Annotated in this window: 14 protein-coding genes; 4 read left to right on the forward strand and 10 right to left on the reverse strand. The window is 71.0% G+C overall.

Features of this window, described 5'->3' with window-relative positions; translation table 11 throughout:
• Window positions 1-591, reverse strand: a 591-nt coding sequence (locus FXF52_RS42535; RefSeq protein ID WP_222870667.1) for a hypothetical protein, incomplete at its 3' end; no start/stop codon positions are given.
• Between the two features lie 218 nt (window positions 592-809).
• Here FXF52_RS42535 and FXF52_RS25390 point away from each other — a divergent pair.
• A complete protein-coding gene (locus FXF52_RS25390) occupies window positions 810-1580 on the forward strand; it encodes an SDR family NAD(P)-dependent oxidoreductase (RefSeq protein ID WP_148800878.1) in 771 nt (256 codons plus the stop codon).
• 149 nt (window positions 1581-1729) lie between these two features.
• Here FXF52_RS25390 and FXF52_RS25395 read toward each other — a convergent pair whose 3' ends face one another.
• The 7 genes from FXF52_RS25395 to FXF52_RS25425 all read right to left on the reverse strand — a co-directional run bounded on the left by FXF52_RS25395 (window position 1730) and on the right by FXF52_RS25425 (window position 8043).
• Window positions 1730-2182, reverse strand: coding sequence for a RidA family protein (locus FXF52_RS25395; protein WP_187413681.1), 453 nt, complete (start codon window positions 2180-2182; stop codon window positions 1730-1732).
• Complete coding sequence (locus tag FXF52_RS25400; RefSeq protein WP_222870669.1) at window positions 2175-3785, reverse strand: gamma-glutamyltransferase family protein; 1611 nt, start codon at window positions 3783-3785, stop codon at window positions 2175-2177. The genes FXF52_RS25395 and FXF52_RS25400 overlap by 8 nt, the downstream gene beginning before the upstream one ends.
• Before the next feature lie 5 nt (window positions 3786-3790).
• A complete protein-coding gene (locus FXF52_RS25405; RefSeq protein WP_148800842.1) occupies window positions 3791-4201 on the reverse strand; it encodes a non-heme iron oxygenase ferredoxin subunit in 411 nt (136 codons plus the stop codon).
• The gene (locus FXF52_RS25410) at window positions 4198-5634 is read right to left on the reverse strand and encodes an aldehyde dehydrogenase family protein (RefSeq protein ID WP_222870670.1); all 1437 of its coding nucleotides are present in this window, start codon (window positions 5632-5634) and stop codon (window positions 4198-4200) included. The genes FXF52_RS25405 and FXF52_RS25410 overlap by 4 nt, the downstream gene beginning before the upstream one ends.
• Complete coding sequence (locus FXF52_RS25415) at window positions 5631-6851, reverse strand: NAD(P)/FAD-dependent oxidoreductase (RefSeq protein WP_148800844.1); 1221 nt, start codon at window positions 6849-6851, stop codon at window positions 5631-5633. Before FXF52_RS25415 ends, FXF52_RS25410 begins: the two co-directional genes overlap by 4 nt.
• 7 nt (window positions 6852-6858) lie before the next feature.
• Complete coding sequence (locus tag FXF52_RS25420) at window positions 6859-7236, reverse strand: Rieske 2Fe-2S domain-containing protein (protein ID WP_148800845.1); 378 nt, start codon at window positions 7234-7236, stop codon at window positions 6859-6861.
• A 93-nt stretch (window positions 7237-7329) separates the two neighbouring features.
• Window positions 7330-8043 (reverse strand): TenA family transcriptional regulator, encoded by a 714-nt coding sequence (locus tag FXF52_RS25425; protein ID WP_148800846.1) that lies wholly within the window; start codon window positions 8041-8043, stop codon window positions 7330-7332.
• A gap of 241 nt (window positions 8044-8284) precedes the next feature.
• Between FXF52_RS25425 and FXF52_RS25430 the strand changes: the two genes are divergently transcribed.
• Window positions 8285-8995, forward strand: a complete 711-nt coding sequence (locus FXF52_RS25430) for a DUF1275 family protein (protein WP_187413682.1) — start codon at window positions 8285-8287, stop codon at window positions 8993-8995.
• Window positions 8996-9009: 14 nt separating this feature from the next.
• On the forward strand, window positions 9010-9222 hold the full coding sequence (locus tag FXF52_RS25435; protein ID WP_148800848.1) for a matrixin family metalloprotease: 213 nt from the start codon (window positions 9010-9012) through the stop codon (window positions 9220-9222).
• Between the two features lie 75 nt (window positions 9223-9297).
• On the opposite strand, the gene FXF52_RS25440 is transcribed toward FXF52_RS25435, so the two are convergent.
• Together FXF52_RS25440 and uxaC are read right to left on the reverse strand one after the other, a co-directional pair.
• Complete coding sequence (locus tag FXF52_RS25440; protein WP_148800849.1) at window positions 9298-10977, reverse strand: glycosyl hydrolase family 28-related protein; 1680 nt, start codon at window positions 10975-10977, stop codon at window positions 9298-9300.
• 270 nt (window positions 10978-11247) lie between these two features.
• Window positions 11248-12675, reverse strand: coding sequence for a glucuronate isomerase (gene uxaC / locus FXF52_RS25445; RefSeq protein WP_148800850.1), 1428 nt, complete (start codon window positions 12673-12675; stop codon window positions 11248-11250).
• A 181-nt stretch (window positions 12676-12856) separates the two neighbouring features.
• On the opposite strand from uxaC, the gene FXF52_RS25450 reads away from it, so the two are divergent.
• Window positions 12857-13846: a LacI family DNA-binding transcriptional regulator gene (locus tag FXF52_RS25450; RefSeq protein ID WP_148800851.1), complete on the forward strand. Its 990-nt coding sequence runs from the start codon at window positions 12857-12859 to the stop codon at window positions 13844-13846.
• The last annotated feature ends 35 nt before the right edge of the window (window positions 13847-13881 follow it).

The raw sequence follows: 13881 nt of genomic DNA on the forward strand, positions 1-13881 counted from the left end.
CACCCTTGGGACGCCTTCCAGCTCGAACACATCCACCGGCAGCCGCCCATTGACGGCAAGGAACCTGGCAGCCTGCCGAGTGCGGGACTTGATCATGCTGGACGGCAGATGCTCCCCGCCCGGAACCGCCTTGCGTACCTGCTCCCACTCCTGCGCGGTGCGCTGACGCGGATCGGCCGGCCACGTCGCCAGCACCCCGGCGGTCAGGTCAGCACGCCACCGCGGCGAACGAAGTGCCCGCCCGGCCTGCTCCTGCGCCATGCGCACGATCCGGTCATTGACCCTCACACCCGCCGGCGCGGTAACCGTCCAGCCCAGACGCCGCAACGCCATCCACGCGTTCGACGGAAGTTTCCGGCCACCCGGGTCCTGTCCGGAGGCCAACACCTCCACATCGCCCGCGTTCCAACGCTCCGCCAACAGGCCGGAGGCCATCCCCGCTACCAGGTCGGCACACCAGCCGATCCGTTGCGCAAGCACCGCCTGCGACAGGACCTCACCGCTCTCCTCGTCCACCGCTGATCGGAGCAAAGCGCGGGCGCAAGCGGTACGGGAAGTCTCGCCGTCGGCCAGCGGCAGCTTCCCGGTCACCGGCTCATCGCATCGACATCGAACCAGGAGAACCCGCGATCACGACCGGCCCACCTCACCGGAATCTCCCCCGAACCAGCCCAAAAGCGAGACGCCACCGTCCACACGGCTAACCTAGGATCACCGACGATTCCTAATCAAGTTGGTCAGCCTCAACGATCTGACACCGACCGCTGAGCCCACCGGCCCGACGGGGTCGCCAACCTTTGGGAGTCCAGATGCCTGTGCCTACCTACGATTTCACCGGACAGGCCGCTCTCGTGACCGGTGCGAGCGCCGGCATGGGCGCAGCCACCGCGCGCGCCTTCGCCGAAGCGGGCGCAATGGTGGCGTTGCTTGACCTCAACGGCGACGCCGTGCACGAGCTCGCGGGCGAGCTGACCGGGCAGGGGCACCAGGCGTTGGCGGTACGGTGCGACGTGTCCGACGAGGCCGAGGTCGCCAACGCGGTGCGGAAGACCGTCGAGGCATTCGGGCGGTTGGACATGGCGTTCAACAACGCAGGCATCATGCTCCCCCCGACCGATGCCGCCGACGAGCCCGTGGATGCGTTCGACGCGATCACCGGTGTGGATCTGCGTGGCGTGTGGACGTCGGTCAAGCATGAGCTGGCGCAGATGCGCACTCAGGGGTCGGGTGCGATTGTGAACTGCTCGTCGCTGGGCGGCCTGGTCGGTGGAGCCGGGCGCGCCACCTACCACGCCACCAAGCACGGCGTGCTGGGGCTCACCAAGAGCGTGGCGCTGCAGTACGCGCCGCTCGGCGTGCGGGTGAATGCGGTGTGCCCCGGCACCATCGCAACGCCGATGGTTGATCGGATGACCGCCAACGGGGAACTGGACCTCGACGACACACTCGCCGCCACCCCCATGCGCCGTCTCGGGCGCCCGGAGGAGATCGCCGACGCGGTCCTGTGGCTGTGCAGCCCGGCATCCAGCTACGTCACCGGTGTAGCGCTGCCCGTCGACGGCGGGTACACCGCCCAGTAGTTGAGCCTTCGGACAGCGCCCAACGGTGTCCGAAGGCTGACCAATTTGATCAGGAATCGTCCGTGATCATAGATGCCAAGGCGCTGACCCTCGACAATGCGCCACAGGCAGGCGGCGGCGCGGGCGGGAAGTGAACCCGACACCAAGGCTCAATCCGCGGTCACGGCGACGGTGAGCTCCACCTCGACCGGCGCGCCGGACGGCAGGCTCGCCACCCCGACGGCCGACCGCGCCACGCCGCCGCGTTCGCCCAGCCAGTTCCGCAGCGCCTCGGACGCCCCGTCGGCGACCGCCGAGTGCCGGGTGAAGTCGGGACGGCAGGCGACGTACACGGTCATCCGCAGGCAGCGGCGCACCCGGCCCAGTCCCCCGACCGCCTCGGCCACCGCGGCGAGGGCGTTGCTCGCCGCGAGGCCGGCTGCGGCCCGCGCGTCGGCCACGGTCAGATCCGCGCCCACCAGGCCACGCACGGCGAGCCGGCCGTCCACCCGCGGGGTCATACCCGCCGTGTACGCGGTGCCGCCGTGCACCACCACCGGCACGTAGTGGCCCTGCGGGGCCGGGGGCGCCGGCAGCGTCCCCCGGGCGAGTGGTTCAGCCACCGAGCGCCACCCCGTCCTGGCGGGGGTCGGCGCCACCGGCGAGGCAGCCGAGCCGCTCGTCGACCGAGACCACCAGGGCACTGCCGCCGGCGTCCCACGGCCCCACCACCCGGACCGGGTGCCCGGCGTCGCGCAGCCCCGCCAAGGTACGCCCGCCCAGCCGCGACTCGCAGATGAGTTCGTCGGGCGCCCCCACCACGTCCGCGTCGCTGCCCGGGAACACCGTGAACCGCGGCGCCGAGACCGCCTCCTGCGGATCCAGGCCGTGGTCGATCAGGTGCGACAGCACCTGCATGTTCCACTGCACCTGCCCGTCGCCGCCAGGGGTGTTGCCCACGTGCCGCAGGGCTCCCCCGGCGTCGGTCACCAGCCAGGCAAGGCAGGTGTGCAGCGGGCGGCGCCGCGGTCGTACCTGGTTGGCGTGGTCCTCGATCAGGTAGGCGCCGCGCCCCAGCCGGTTGTTGAGCATGATCCCCGTGCCCGGGATGGTGATCCGGGCGCCGAAGGTGAAGGCGAGCGAGTGGATGAAGCTGACCGCGCGGCCGTCGCCGTCGACGGCGACGGTCGTCGTGGTGTCCCCGTCCGGCGTCAGCCCGGCCGTGGCCAGAGGCTGCCCGGCGGCCAGCTTCGCCCGCACGTCCGCGACCGCCTCGGGCCGCAGCAGCGCCTGCCAGGCGTCGGTGTCGGCGCCGCACCGGTCCCACCGGTCCCGGAAGGCCTGCCGGGCCGCTCCGGCGAGCCAGCCGATCGCCTCGGCGCTCAGCCACGGCAGCCCGGCGAGCATCCCGTCGCAGACAGCCGTCTGCTGCAGCACCATCCAGCCCGGCGTGGGCGGCGGCGTCGTGTGCACGACCAGGTCGCCGTACCGCACGGCGATCGCCTCACCGTCGAGCGGTACGCCGGAGGCGGCCCACTCGTCGCCGCTGTAGGGAGCGCCGGCCGCCGCCAGTGCGGCCACCGCCCGATCGGCCAGTTCGCCGGTGTACAGGGCGCGGGGATCGGCCGCCAGCAGCCGCAGCGAGTCGGCGAGCTCCGGCTGTGGGAGCCGCTGCCCGACCTGCGGCGCCCGACCGTCGCGCAGGAACGTCCGTCGGGCCCCGTCGTCGGCGCGCAACTGCGTCTCGTGCTCCAGGATGTCCGCGCGGGTTTTCCGGGTGCAGGGCAGGCCGCGTTCGGCCGCGGCGATCGCCGGCGCCCACAACTCGGGGAGGCTGCGCGTTGCGCCGCGGGCGTGCAGTGCGGCGATCGCCGCGACCGCACCCGGAGCCGCCACGGCGAGCGCCCCGGTGAGGGGAATCGCGGGCAGGCCCTGCCCGCGGTAGTACTGCAGGTCGCCGCCGTCCGGCCCGTACCCGCTGCCGTTGATGGTCCACACCGACCCGTCCGGCTCGCGGACCAGGGCGAAGGCGTCGCCGCCGACGCCGCACTGGCCGGGCAGCGCCAACCAGGACATCGCGGCCATCGCCACCGTCGCGTCGATCGCGGTGCCGCCCTCGGCGAGCACCCGGTGGCCGACGGCGGTGACCGCCGGGTGGCTTGAGATCGCCATGTGTTCGCCGGCGAGGACCGCGTTACGGGTCGGTGCTGGCCAGTCCGCACTCATGCTCATCACCTCACCGGTTTGCGTCGGCGCGGGCCACCGGTCGCGATGTCCTCCGGCGTCACGCCCACGTAGATCTGCCCGTCCTCTTCCCGCACCGGGAAGGTCTTGATCGGTTCGGTGGCGGGCGGGCAGACCGGCTCGCCGGTCTCGAGATCGAAGACGCTGCCGTGGCAGGAGCAGCCGATGCCGTCGTCGACCAGTTTGCCCGAAGACAGCAGGCAGTCCAGGTGGGTGCAGTAGTTCGACGTGGCGTACGCCTTGCCCTCGAAGCGGGCGACGCACAGCTCCAGGCTGTCGGCGTAGAAGCGGCGGACGTAGCCGTCGGGCACCTGACCTGAGCGGGCGACGCAGACGAACGTGACGGTGCCCGGCTCCGTTCCCGCCGGCGCGGCGCCGGCGGCCTCTGGCGCGCTCATGATCCCACGTACACGGTCTTGTCGACGGTGTAGAAGTGCATCATCGTCTCCCCTGCCTGTTCCTTGAACGTCTGCGTGCTGGAGTTCTTCAGCCCACCGAAGGGCGCGTTCATCGCCATGCCCGTGGTGGGCTGGTTGACCTTGACCAGGCCACTGTCGACGCGCCGGGCGAATTCGAGCGCACGACCCAGGTCGCGGGTGACGATGCCGGCCGACAAACCGTACGCCGTGTCGTTGGCGAGGCTGATCGCGTCGTCGAAGCTGTCGACCCGAAGCACGCCCAGGACCGGGCCGAACACCTCGTCCTGCGCCAAGGGCGACGAGGGGTCGACGTCGGCGAAGACCGCCGGACGAACGAAGTTGCCGTGCTCCAGGCCCGGACCGAGCGGCTCGTCACCGGCGCGGAGACGGGCGCCGGCAGCCGCGGCGAGGTCGAGGTAGTGCCGGGTCTTGTCCAGTTGGGCGCGGGTCGCGAGGGGGCCCATCTGTACGCCGTCGGCGAGCCCGTCGCCCACGCGGCGGGCGCGGGCGAGTGCGACCACCCGCTCGACGAGCGCGTCGTGCACGGCATCGTGGACGATAAGCCGGCTGGTGCCGGTGCACGCCTGGCCGCTGAGGCCGAATGCCCCGCGGACCACGATGTCGGCCGCCCGGTCCAGGTCGGCGTCCTCCAGCACGATCACCGGGTTCTTGCCACCCATCTCCAGTTGGCAGCGCTGGCTGGGTCCGACCGTGCGGTGGATGGTCGCCCCGACGTCGTAGGAGCCGGTGAAGGTCACCGCACCCACCCGTGGATCCGCGACCAGCGCCGCGCCGGCCTCCCCGCCGCCCTGCACCAGGGCGAGCGCACCGGCCGGGACACCTGCCTCGAGCAGCGCCTCAACCAGCCGCTGCCCCATCAGCGGGGTCACCTCGCTCGGTTTGAACACCACCCCGTTGCCGGCGGCCAGGGCGGGGCCGAGCTTGCGGGACGGGATGTTCAGCGGGAAGTTCCACGGGGTGATGGCCACGACAACGCCGACCGGCTCTCGGGAGGTGTAGACGAGGCTGCCGTCGCCCGTGGCGTAGGTGCGGCCCGCGATCCGCATCGCCTCCCCCGCGTAGAAGCGGAGGTTCGACGGGGTACGGCGGGTCTCGGTGAGCGCCTCCGCAAGCGTCTTGCCCTCCTCGCGGACCAGTTCCCGGGCCAGGTCGTCGGCGCGGGCGGCGAGGATGTCCGCGGCCCGGTGCAGGACGTTCGCCCGCGCCTCCGGACCGCGCTGCGCCCATTCCCGGTGGCCGGCGGCGACCGAGGTCACGGCGTCGTGGGCGTCCTTCGCGTCGGAGTCGGGGAACACGGTGACGACGTCGCGCTCGTCCGCCGGGTTACGTCGCTCGCGGGTACGCCCGCTGGCCGAGCCCACCCACTCGCCACCGATGAAGTTGCCCTTCACAATTGCTCCTCCAATGCCGTCAGTTCCGCCAGGTCGAAGTCCTCGTCGGCGAGGACGCTGGCCTCGACGCTGATCTGCGCGGAGATCAGTTCCTTGGCGACGAGGACGTCCCCGCCGCGGTCGACGGCGAACGCCGCCCGGACCAGGCCTTCCCGCAGGTAGAACGCCGAGAAGTCGCGCTCCTCGACCGAACCGCGCACGACCAGCTCGTCCCAGACCGGGGCGTGGCCGGTGTACTGCAGGTTGTGGTCGTACTGGTCCGACCAGAACCAGTGCGGATCCGCGTACACCGTGCTCCGGCCGATCATGTTGTTGGCGGCGGCGGTCGCTTGCCGGCTGGCGTTGTCGAAGTGCTCGACCCGGATCCGCTCGCCGAAGAGCGGATGCCAGTGGTTGGCCACGTCGCCGGCGGCGTACACGTTCGGCACCGCGGTCCGGCAGTACTCGTCGACGAGGATGCCGTTGTCGACGGCGAGGCCGGACCGCTCGGCCACGGCGGTGTTCGGCGTGATACCGATGCCCACCACCACCAGGTCGCCCTCGATGCGCCCGCCGCTGGTGGTGACGACGACACCGGTCGGTGTCTCGACGACGGACTCGACGGACTCTCCCAGCCGCAGCGTGACGCCCTGCTCGCGATGGATCGCCGCGCAGGTGGTGCCGATCTCCCGGCCCAGTACGCGCTGCAGCGGCACGTCCAGCGCTTCCACCATGGTCACCTCGGCGCCCCTGCCGCGGCTGGTGGCGGCGACCTCGGCGCCGATGAAACCCGCGCCGATCACGATCACGTGCACGCCCGGGCGCAGCTCGGCGCGGAGGCGGTCCGCGTCCCGCCGGGTGCGCAGGTAGTGGACCCGCTCACCCCCGACGTCCCGGAGGCGGCGGGGGCTGCCACCGGTGGCGAGGAGAACCCCGGCGGCGGCGACTTCGGTGCCGTCGGCCAACTCGACCAGCCCGCGCTCCGGCCGGATCACCACGGCCGGCTGGCCGAGCCGCAGGTGCACGTCGTTCGCCGCGCACCACTGCTCCGACAGCAGGTCCAGGCCGCAGTCGTCGTCGCCGGCGAGGTACTCCTTCGACAGCGGTGGCCGCTGGTACGGCGCCTCCGGTTCGGCGCCGATCAGCTCGATCCGACCGTCGAAACCGCGTCGACGCAGCGCGCGAGCGGCCACGGCGGCGGCCTGACCGGCACCGACGGTGACTATGGTCGTCGTCATCGGCGGGTCACCCCGCAACCTCGACCGGGTGCCCTGCGGCGCCGGTCTGCGCGCGCCCGGTGCGCGGTCGCGGGTCAACGTAGACGTTGCCGTCCGCCACCCGGACGTCGTACGTCGGCTGGCACTCGGTCTGGTCCGCCGCCTCGCCGGTGGCCGGGTCGAAGGACCACTGGTGACCGGGGCAGATGATCCGCCCGTGCAGCACCGTCCCCTTGCTCAGGGAGCGCTGCTTGTGCACGCACACGTCGTGCAACGCGAAGACCCGGCCGTTCACGAGGAAGAGCGCTACCGGCGTACCGCCGACTACTACCTGCTTTTTCTTGCGACGCGCGAGCTCGGACAGCTCGGCGACGAGCACCCACTCGACGGGGTCAGACTCGCTCATGTGCGACTCCCTCCGGGTCTGAAGCAGCGGAACTGCGGCCGCAGCTGCCGGCGGGTGGGCCAACAGTCGACCCACCCGTCCGGCGGCTTGCGATCAGGCGGTGATCAGGTCCGGTGCCACGTAGGTGTCGTAGAGCGCCTTGGTGTAGGCGAAGCGCATCTCCGCGCCCCAGCGGACGAACTGCAACGATCGCTGCTGCAGTTCGGGCGTGTTGGCGTGGTCCAGGACGATCTGGTAGCCGCGCTCGCCGTGTACCTCGTCGGAGGTGATGTGCAGGTCGAAGAACTCGATCTCGTCCTCGGTGAAGCCGTACACCTCGCGCAGCGGGACGATCTGCTTCTTGTAGATGCTCGGCACCTGGGACTCCAGCCCCACGACCAGTGCCGCGGTCGCCACCGCGAAGTGCTCGCGCATGGCCGTGGCGTAGCACCACGCCTGCAGGCCGCGGGTCACCGCGTTCATGTTGTTCGGGTCCTCGATCCGCTCCCGCGTCGTCCCGCACGCCTCGGCGAAGCGGATCAGCAGGTCGGTGTGGCGGATGTCGGCCAGTTCCTCCTCGTACATGTTCTGCAGCAGGAAGTCCTTGGCGTCGGTGCAGGTGTCGGGGGTGTTGGCGTAGACGTAGGCCAGGTAGTCGGCGAACGGGCCCACGTAGTGGTAGTGGTTCTCCGCCCAGCGGGCGAAGTGGTGCCGCTGCAGCTTGCCGTCGGCCCAGGCCTGGCTGAACGACGCGTTCTTGGCCTCTCTGCCCTTGATCGCGTCCTCGAGGGCAGCGCGGAACTTGTCGCGGGAGAGCAGCTCGGTCATCTTGTCGCCTCTCTCTGTGATGCGTCGGGGCGGTCCCGGCAGCTCGGCGTAACGCCATGGGTGTCTGGGGTGCCACCAACGCTAGGGAGCCCACGACCAGCGCCCCACGGCCAAGGTGCACATGCTTCGCCGCGCTCTTCTGTGCAACCAGCCCACGGCTTCCCGTCGGCCGGTTTGTCATCGTGGACCAATGCCCACGATCAAGAGCACGCTTCCGCGCCGAACCAGGTGGACGCCAACCATGGGGGCGCGGAGCAGGGATCAGCAGCGCCGGTGGCGGGAGGTGCTGGCCGTCGTGCTGGCGGTGAACAGCGGAGCCACCGACGCGATCGGTTTCCTCGCCCTAGGCGGCGCCTTCACCAGCGTGATGACCGGGAACATGGTTCTGCTCGGGATCGCCGCCGCCGGGGCCGACGGTGCGCTGGCCGTGCACACCGGCGCGGCGATCGCCTGTTTCATCCTCGGCTGCTCGCTCGGCACCCGCATCGCCGGCACCCCCAGACCCGACGACCCGATCTGGCCGCCGGCGGTGACCCGCGCACTGGCCGTCGAGGGCGTGGTGCTCGGAGCGTACGCGGTGGGCTGGTGGTTGAGCGGCGCCCACCCGTCGGGGCAGCTGCAACTGTTGTTGCTGGTCCTCAACGCGATCGCGCTCGGCATCCAGAGCAGCACCGTGCAGCGCTTCGGGGTGGCGGGGCTGTCGACCACCTATCTCACCGGAACGCTCACCACGGTGATCGCGCGACTCACCTCCGGGCACCGGCTGCGCGACGTCGCGCAGAGCATCCTCACTCTGCTCGGGCTGATCGCGGGCGCGGCGCTCGGCGGGTTGCTCGCGGTACGCGCGCCGGCATGGGCGCCCCTGGTGCAGCTGGCAAGCCTCGGCATCGTGCTGGCTGCGGCCGTTGCGGTGATCCAACCGGCGCGCGACCGCGACCTCCGGGTCACGTGACCGGGCACAGCGGGATGACGGGGCTCTACTACGCCGGTGCGACGGTCCAGCTGAACACCTACTGCAGCGGCACCGAGTACGAGCGCTGGAACACCGCCTGCCACGAACTCGGGCACGTGCTCGGCCTGGGGCACAACACGTCCACCAGTAGCTGCGTGTACGCGTACCGCAGCTCGCAGCGGTATCCGAACACCGACGACTTCAACCTGTTGGAGCGCTACTACTGAGCGGTCGCGTGCGGGCCCGGCCAGACTCGGTCGGGCCCGTCGCCGTCGCGGTGCATCAGGAGCCCCGGCCCTGTATCAGCGCCGTCCGCGCTGCGCGACATACAGGTCCTCGACCGACGGCGCCGTCCCCTGGAGGGCGAGCAGCGATTCGAGATCGCCGGAGAAGTCGCGGGGCAGCCCGCTGCTGGTGTCCTCGACGCCCTGCACGCCCACCGTGACGCTGCGCGGTGCCACGTCGGCGATGGTGACCGCGTACTGGCGGCCGTTCGTGATCCGGACGTTCCAGTGCACCATCCGTGCGCCGAAGAGGGGACCTGACGCGGCGGAGCCACCGACCCGTCCGTTGTTCTCGAGCGTGATGTTGGTCCGGGCGTTCTCGAAGGGCATGGCCCGATGGGAGTCGAACGTCCCCTCCGCCATGCGCCCACTGAGGTAGACGTTGCCAGCGGACAGTCCCTCCAGGTTCAGCCCGTGATGGATGGCACCGGCGGGAACCGGGACGGTGAACCGTTCGATCTCGAAGTCTTCCACCAGGTTGTCGTTGGACTGCATGCGGCAGGCGAAGCTGTGGTGGGCGGCCCGCCCGCCGACGGTCACGCACGTGATGGTGACCGACTTGGCGGAGGTGAGCCCGAAGCCGAGGTCGCAGTTCTCCACGCGTACGTCCCGCGCCCAGCAGTCGTGGACCGCTTGGAAGCACACGCCGTTCGAGCCTGGATGCCTGTTGTGCGCGGTCTGTGGGACGAGTTCGTTCCTGATCGTGAGGTGCTCGACGCCGGCGTCGTGAACCGTGGGGCCGATGGCGCGCAGCCGGGCCGGCCATCCGGTCCGGAGGTCGTACTTGAGGGGCTGGGCCAGCCGGACGATCCGCTCGCCGAGCACCGCGTCGACCCGCACCGGCCATTGCAGGGTCGCGTACTGCACGTACTGCCCGCCGGATCCGGTGACGAGTTGGGGCGCTCCGCGTGGCCAGTCGTAGTCCCGGGTGCCGGGAACGTCGCCGGCGAGGTGCTTCAGCAGGCTCGCGTCCGGCGGGTTCTGGCACTCGAGGACGATCATGTCCCCAGGAGTCAGCCGGGTCGTGCTGGACACCATGAGGGTCCGCTGGCCGCGGGAGGCGACGCCGACGTCGGCGAGCACGTCACCGAGCAGCCACCCTTCGGTTCCCGCGTAGTCCTCGGCCTCGGACCGGGCGCGGCGCTCGGGCGAGACGAACCAGATCTGGCCGCCGGTCCAGGACCAGCGGCTGTTTCCGTTGGACTGGCGGTTCGGTCGGTAGCCGTCCTCGAGGTGACGGGTGAAGTGCAGGACGGTGGAGTCCCGACCCGCGCCGCGCAGCACCACTGCGGACCAGTGCATCCAGACCGGCCCGGAGAGCGTGTAGGTCCCCGGCGGCACGAGTACCACTCCCCCGCCGTGCTCGCCCGCGTGAGCTACGGCGGCGTTGAATGCCGCGGTGCAGTCCGTCCCGTCGGGGCGGGCGCCGAAGTCGGTGACCTTCGCGATGACCCGAGGCGCCGGCGGCCGCTCGCCGAGCCGGTAGCCGGCGGCGGAAACGTCCGGCACCAGCGGGTGGCAACCGGGGGCCTCCCGCCACTGTTGCAGCAGATCGGTGGACACGTCCCCCGGCGACCCTGCGGCCTCCGCGGCTCGCGCCGGCCGAGCGGTGCCAGCGAGCGTCGTGGCGGCGGTGGCGGCCGCCCCCAGGCCGAACAGCCCTCGTCGGGTGATGGCGGGCTGCGTGATCGGCGGCATGGCAACTCCTCCACGCGTACGGGTGAAACCGTTTGCGGTGCGAGGTTCACGACACCAAAGGGTTGGCCGACGGTCAATGCGTCACGAGACTGAAACTTGTTTCAATCTCGATCTTCCTCCGCGGCGTCGTCGGTCCGCAGGGCGGCAACGCACGGCTACGACGCCCGATCTGCCGCCCTCGCTCTCGTTGCCGCGCACCCGGCCCGGCTCACCTGAATCGCGCGAGCCGGGCCGCGCGGCGTTGAGATGCCAGGGCCCGGACGACCGCGGCTACTTCCCGAGAGCGGCAGGGGCGTACGCCTGCTGCGGCAGGCGGTACGCCAGGTCGATCGCGGTCTCCACGGCCTCGTCATCCGACAGCCGGTGCTCCAGCACGAGACGGGCCAGGTAGCCGGCGTCGATGCGCCGAGCGAGGTCGTGGCGGGCGGGGATCGAGAGGAACGCCCGGGTGTCGTCCACGAAGCCGGAGGTGTTGTAGAAGCCGGCGGTCTCGGTCACCAGCTCACGGAAGCGACGCATCCCGTCGGGGCTGTCCAGGAACCACCACGGCGCTCCGAGCCGTACCGAGGGATACACGCCGGCGATCGGGGCGAGCTCGCGGGAGTAGACGGTTTCGTCGACGGTGAACAGGATGAGCCGGAAGTTCGGGTCGCGCCCGAACGCGTTGAGCACCGGTCGCAGCGCCCGGGTGAACTCGGCGCTGACGGGGATGTCGAATCCCTTGTCGGGGCCGAAAGCGGTGTGGATGGCGGTGTCGTGGTCGCGCAGCACGCCGGGGTGGATCTGCATGACAAGGCCGTCGTCACGTGACATCCGCGCCATCTCGTACAGCATGTGGCCGGCGAAGACGGCCGCGTCGTCCTCCCGCACGCCGCCCTGGAGGGCCTCGGCGTAGATTCGCCTCGCCTCCGCTGGCGGCAGGGGTTCGGCGGCGGCGGTGAGGTGACCGTGGTCGGTGGCCCGCGCCCCGGCCTGCAGGAAGGCTTCGCGCCGGTGGCGCAGCGCGGCGACGAAGCCGTCGTAGTCGCCGGTGTCCACTCCGGAGAGCTCCTGAAGCCGCTGGACCCGGTGGGTCCAGCCGGTGGAGTCGACGTGGGTCAGGGCGTCCGGGCGGAACGTGGGGATCACCCGTGCGCCGAGGCCCGCCGCGGCGAGCCGGGCGTGGTCGTCGAGCGTCGAGGTAGCCGGGTCGGTGGTGGAGATCAGCTCGATGTTGAAGGTGTCGAGCAGCGCCTGCGGCCGGAAGCCCGGCTCGGCCAGGCGGGCTTCGATGAGGTCGTAGAGCAGATCGGCGGTGTCCGGACCGGGGGCCACGTCGATCTTGAGGACCTCGACGATCTCGTGCTCGAGCCAGTAGCGGCTGGGCGTGCCGCGGAAGAGGTGCCAGTGGGCGCAGAAGCGCCGCCAGATCTGCCGGGGGTCGCGCTCGACCGCACCCCCGTCGACCCTGGGAACGCCGAGCTCCTCCAGCCGCACGCCCTGGGACACGAGCATCCGGGTCACGTAGTGGTCCGGCACCACCAGCAGCTGTGCCGGGTCGGTGAAGGGCTCGTCGTCGGCGAAGACGGCCGCGTCGACGTGCCCGTGCATGCAGAGCAGCGGCAGTGCCTGCGTCGACTGGTAGATCCGGCGGGCGACGGCACGGATGTCGTCTCCGGCTGGCAGGGCTCGGTCGGGGTGCAGACGCAGCTGTGCCACGCAGGTCTCCTCGGGCGGCTAGGGCTGAACAACTCTTGCAAAGGATTGCATTGACCTCGTCCGCCTTCAAGGGGAAGGTGCGTCGGTCTCCTGGAAACATTCACGTAACCGAGTATTGACACAGAACTGCAATCGGTTTCAGACTGCGAGGCACGCGCTTCACGGAGCAGGGAGGTGAGCCGTGCGAGCGACGATCCGCGAGGTGGCCCGCGAGGCGGGTGTCTCGGCATCGACCGTGTCGCGGGCGTTGTCGACGCCCGAGATGGTCAACGCCGCCACCCGGGAACGGGTCCTGCGAGCAGCCGAACGACTGGGCTACGCGCCCAACCGCGCTGCGCGTGGTCTGATCACCGGCCGCACCGGCAACCTGGGACTGATCGTCCCGGACCTGACCAACCCCTTCTTCCCCAGCGTGGTCAAGGGGGTGCAGGCCAAGGCGCGCGAGGCGGACTACGCAGTCTTCCTCGCCGACACCGACGAGGACCCGGCTGCCGAGATCGGGCTGGTGCGGGTCCTCGCCAAGCAGGTCGACGGGCTCATCCTCTGCTCCCCTCGGGCCCGCGAGGAGGAGATCCGCGAGCTGACCGAGCACACGACGCTCGTCATGGTCAACCGCCGCTTCGGCAACCTTCCGTCCGTCGTCTTCGACAACGCGGAGGGCATCCGGCAGGCGATCGCCCATCTCCAGGCACTCGGCCACCAGCGGGTCGCCTGGGTCGGGGGGCCGCGGACCTCATGGTCCACCCGGGACCGGATGCGTGCCCTGCGCGCGGCGACCGGCGCCGCCGGCATGGAACTGTACGTGGCCGGTCACTTCCCGCCCTACTTCGAGGGCGGGGTCGCGGCGGCCGATCTCGTCATCGCCTCCGGCGTCACGTCGGTCATCGCCTACAACGACGTCATGGCCCTCGGCCTGCTCAGCCGGCTACGGGACCGTGGCGTCGACGTGCCGGGTGACATCAGCGTGATCGGCATCGACAACATCCAGATGTCGGCGATGTCCTCCCCGGCCCTCACCACCGTTTCGCTCACCAAGGAGCAGGCCGGCCGCGCCGCGGTCGACCTGTTGCTCGCCCTGCTGTTGCAGCCCGACAGCGTGCGCAACACGCGTCGGGAGCTGCCCGCTCAACTTCTCGTGCGCGGCTCCACCGGGGTTGCGCGGACCACCTGACCACCACCTCCCCGACTGCAGGGCCACGGCCGCGA

This window comes from Micromonospora sp. MP36, from assembly GCF_008119785.1.
GTDB lineage: Bacteria > Actinomycetota > Actinomycetes > Mycobacteriales > Micromonosporaceae > Micromonospora.

Excerpts from the sequence above, each read along its gene's own strand:
- FXF52_RS25400 (WP_222870669.1), bottom strand. The coding sequence starts at position 3,785 with ATGAGTGCGGACTGGCCAGCACCGACCCGTAACGCGGTCCTCGCCGGC.
- FXF52_RS25390 (WP_148800878.1), top strand. The coding sequence starts at position 810 with ATGCCTGTGCCTACCTACGATTTCACCGGACAGGCCGCTCTCGTGACC.
- FXF52_RS25415 (WP_148800844.1), bottom strand. The coding sequence starts at position 6,851 with ATGACGACGACCATAGTCACCGTCGGTGCCGGTCAGGCCGCCGCCGTG.
- FXF52_RS25425 (WP_148800846.1), bottom strand. The coding sequence starts at position 8,043 with ATGACCGAGCTGCTCTCCCGCGACAAGTTCCGCGCTGCCCTCGAGGAC.
- FXF52_RS25430 (WP_187413682.1), top strand. The coding sequence starts at position 8,285 with ATGGGGGCGCGGAGCAGGGATCAGCAGCGCCGGTGGCGGGAGGTGCTG.
- FXF52_RS25435 (WP_148800848.1), top strand. The coding sequence starts at position 9,010 with ATGACGGGGCTCTACTACGCCGGTGCGACGGTCCAGCTGAACACCTAC.
- FXF52_RS25420 (WP_148800845.1), bottom strand. The coding sequence starts at position 7,236 with ATGAGCGAGTCTGACCCCGTCGAGTGGGTGCTCGTCGCCGAGCTGTCC.
- FXF52_RS25405 (WP_148800842.1), bottom strand. The coding sequence starts at position 4,201 with ATGAGCGCGCCAGAGGCCGCCGGCGCCGCGCCGGCGGGAACGGAGCCG.
- FXF52_RS25440 (WP_148800849.1), bottom strand. The coding sequence starts at position 10,977 with ATGCCGCCGATCACGCAGCCCGCCATCACCCGACGAGGGCTGTTCGGC.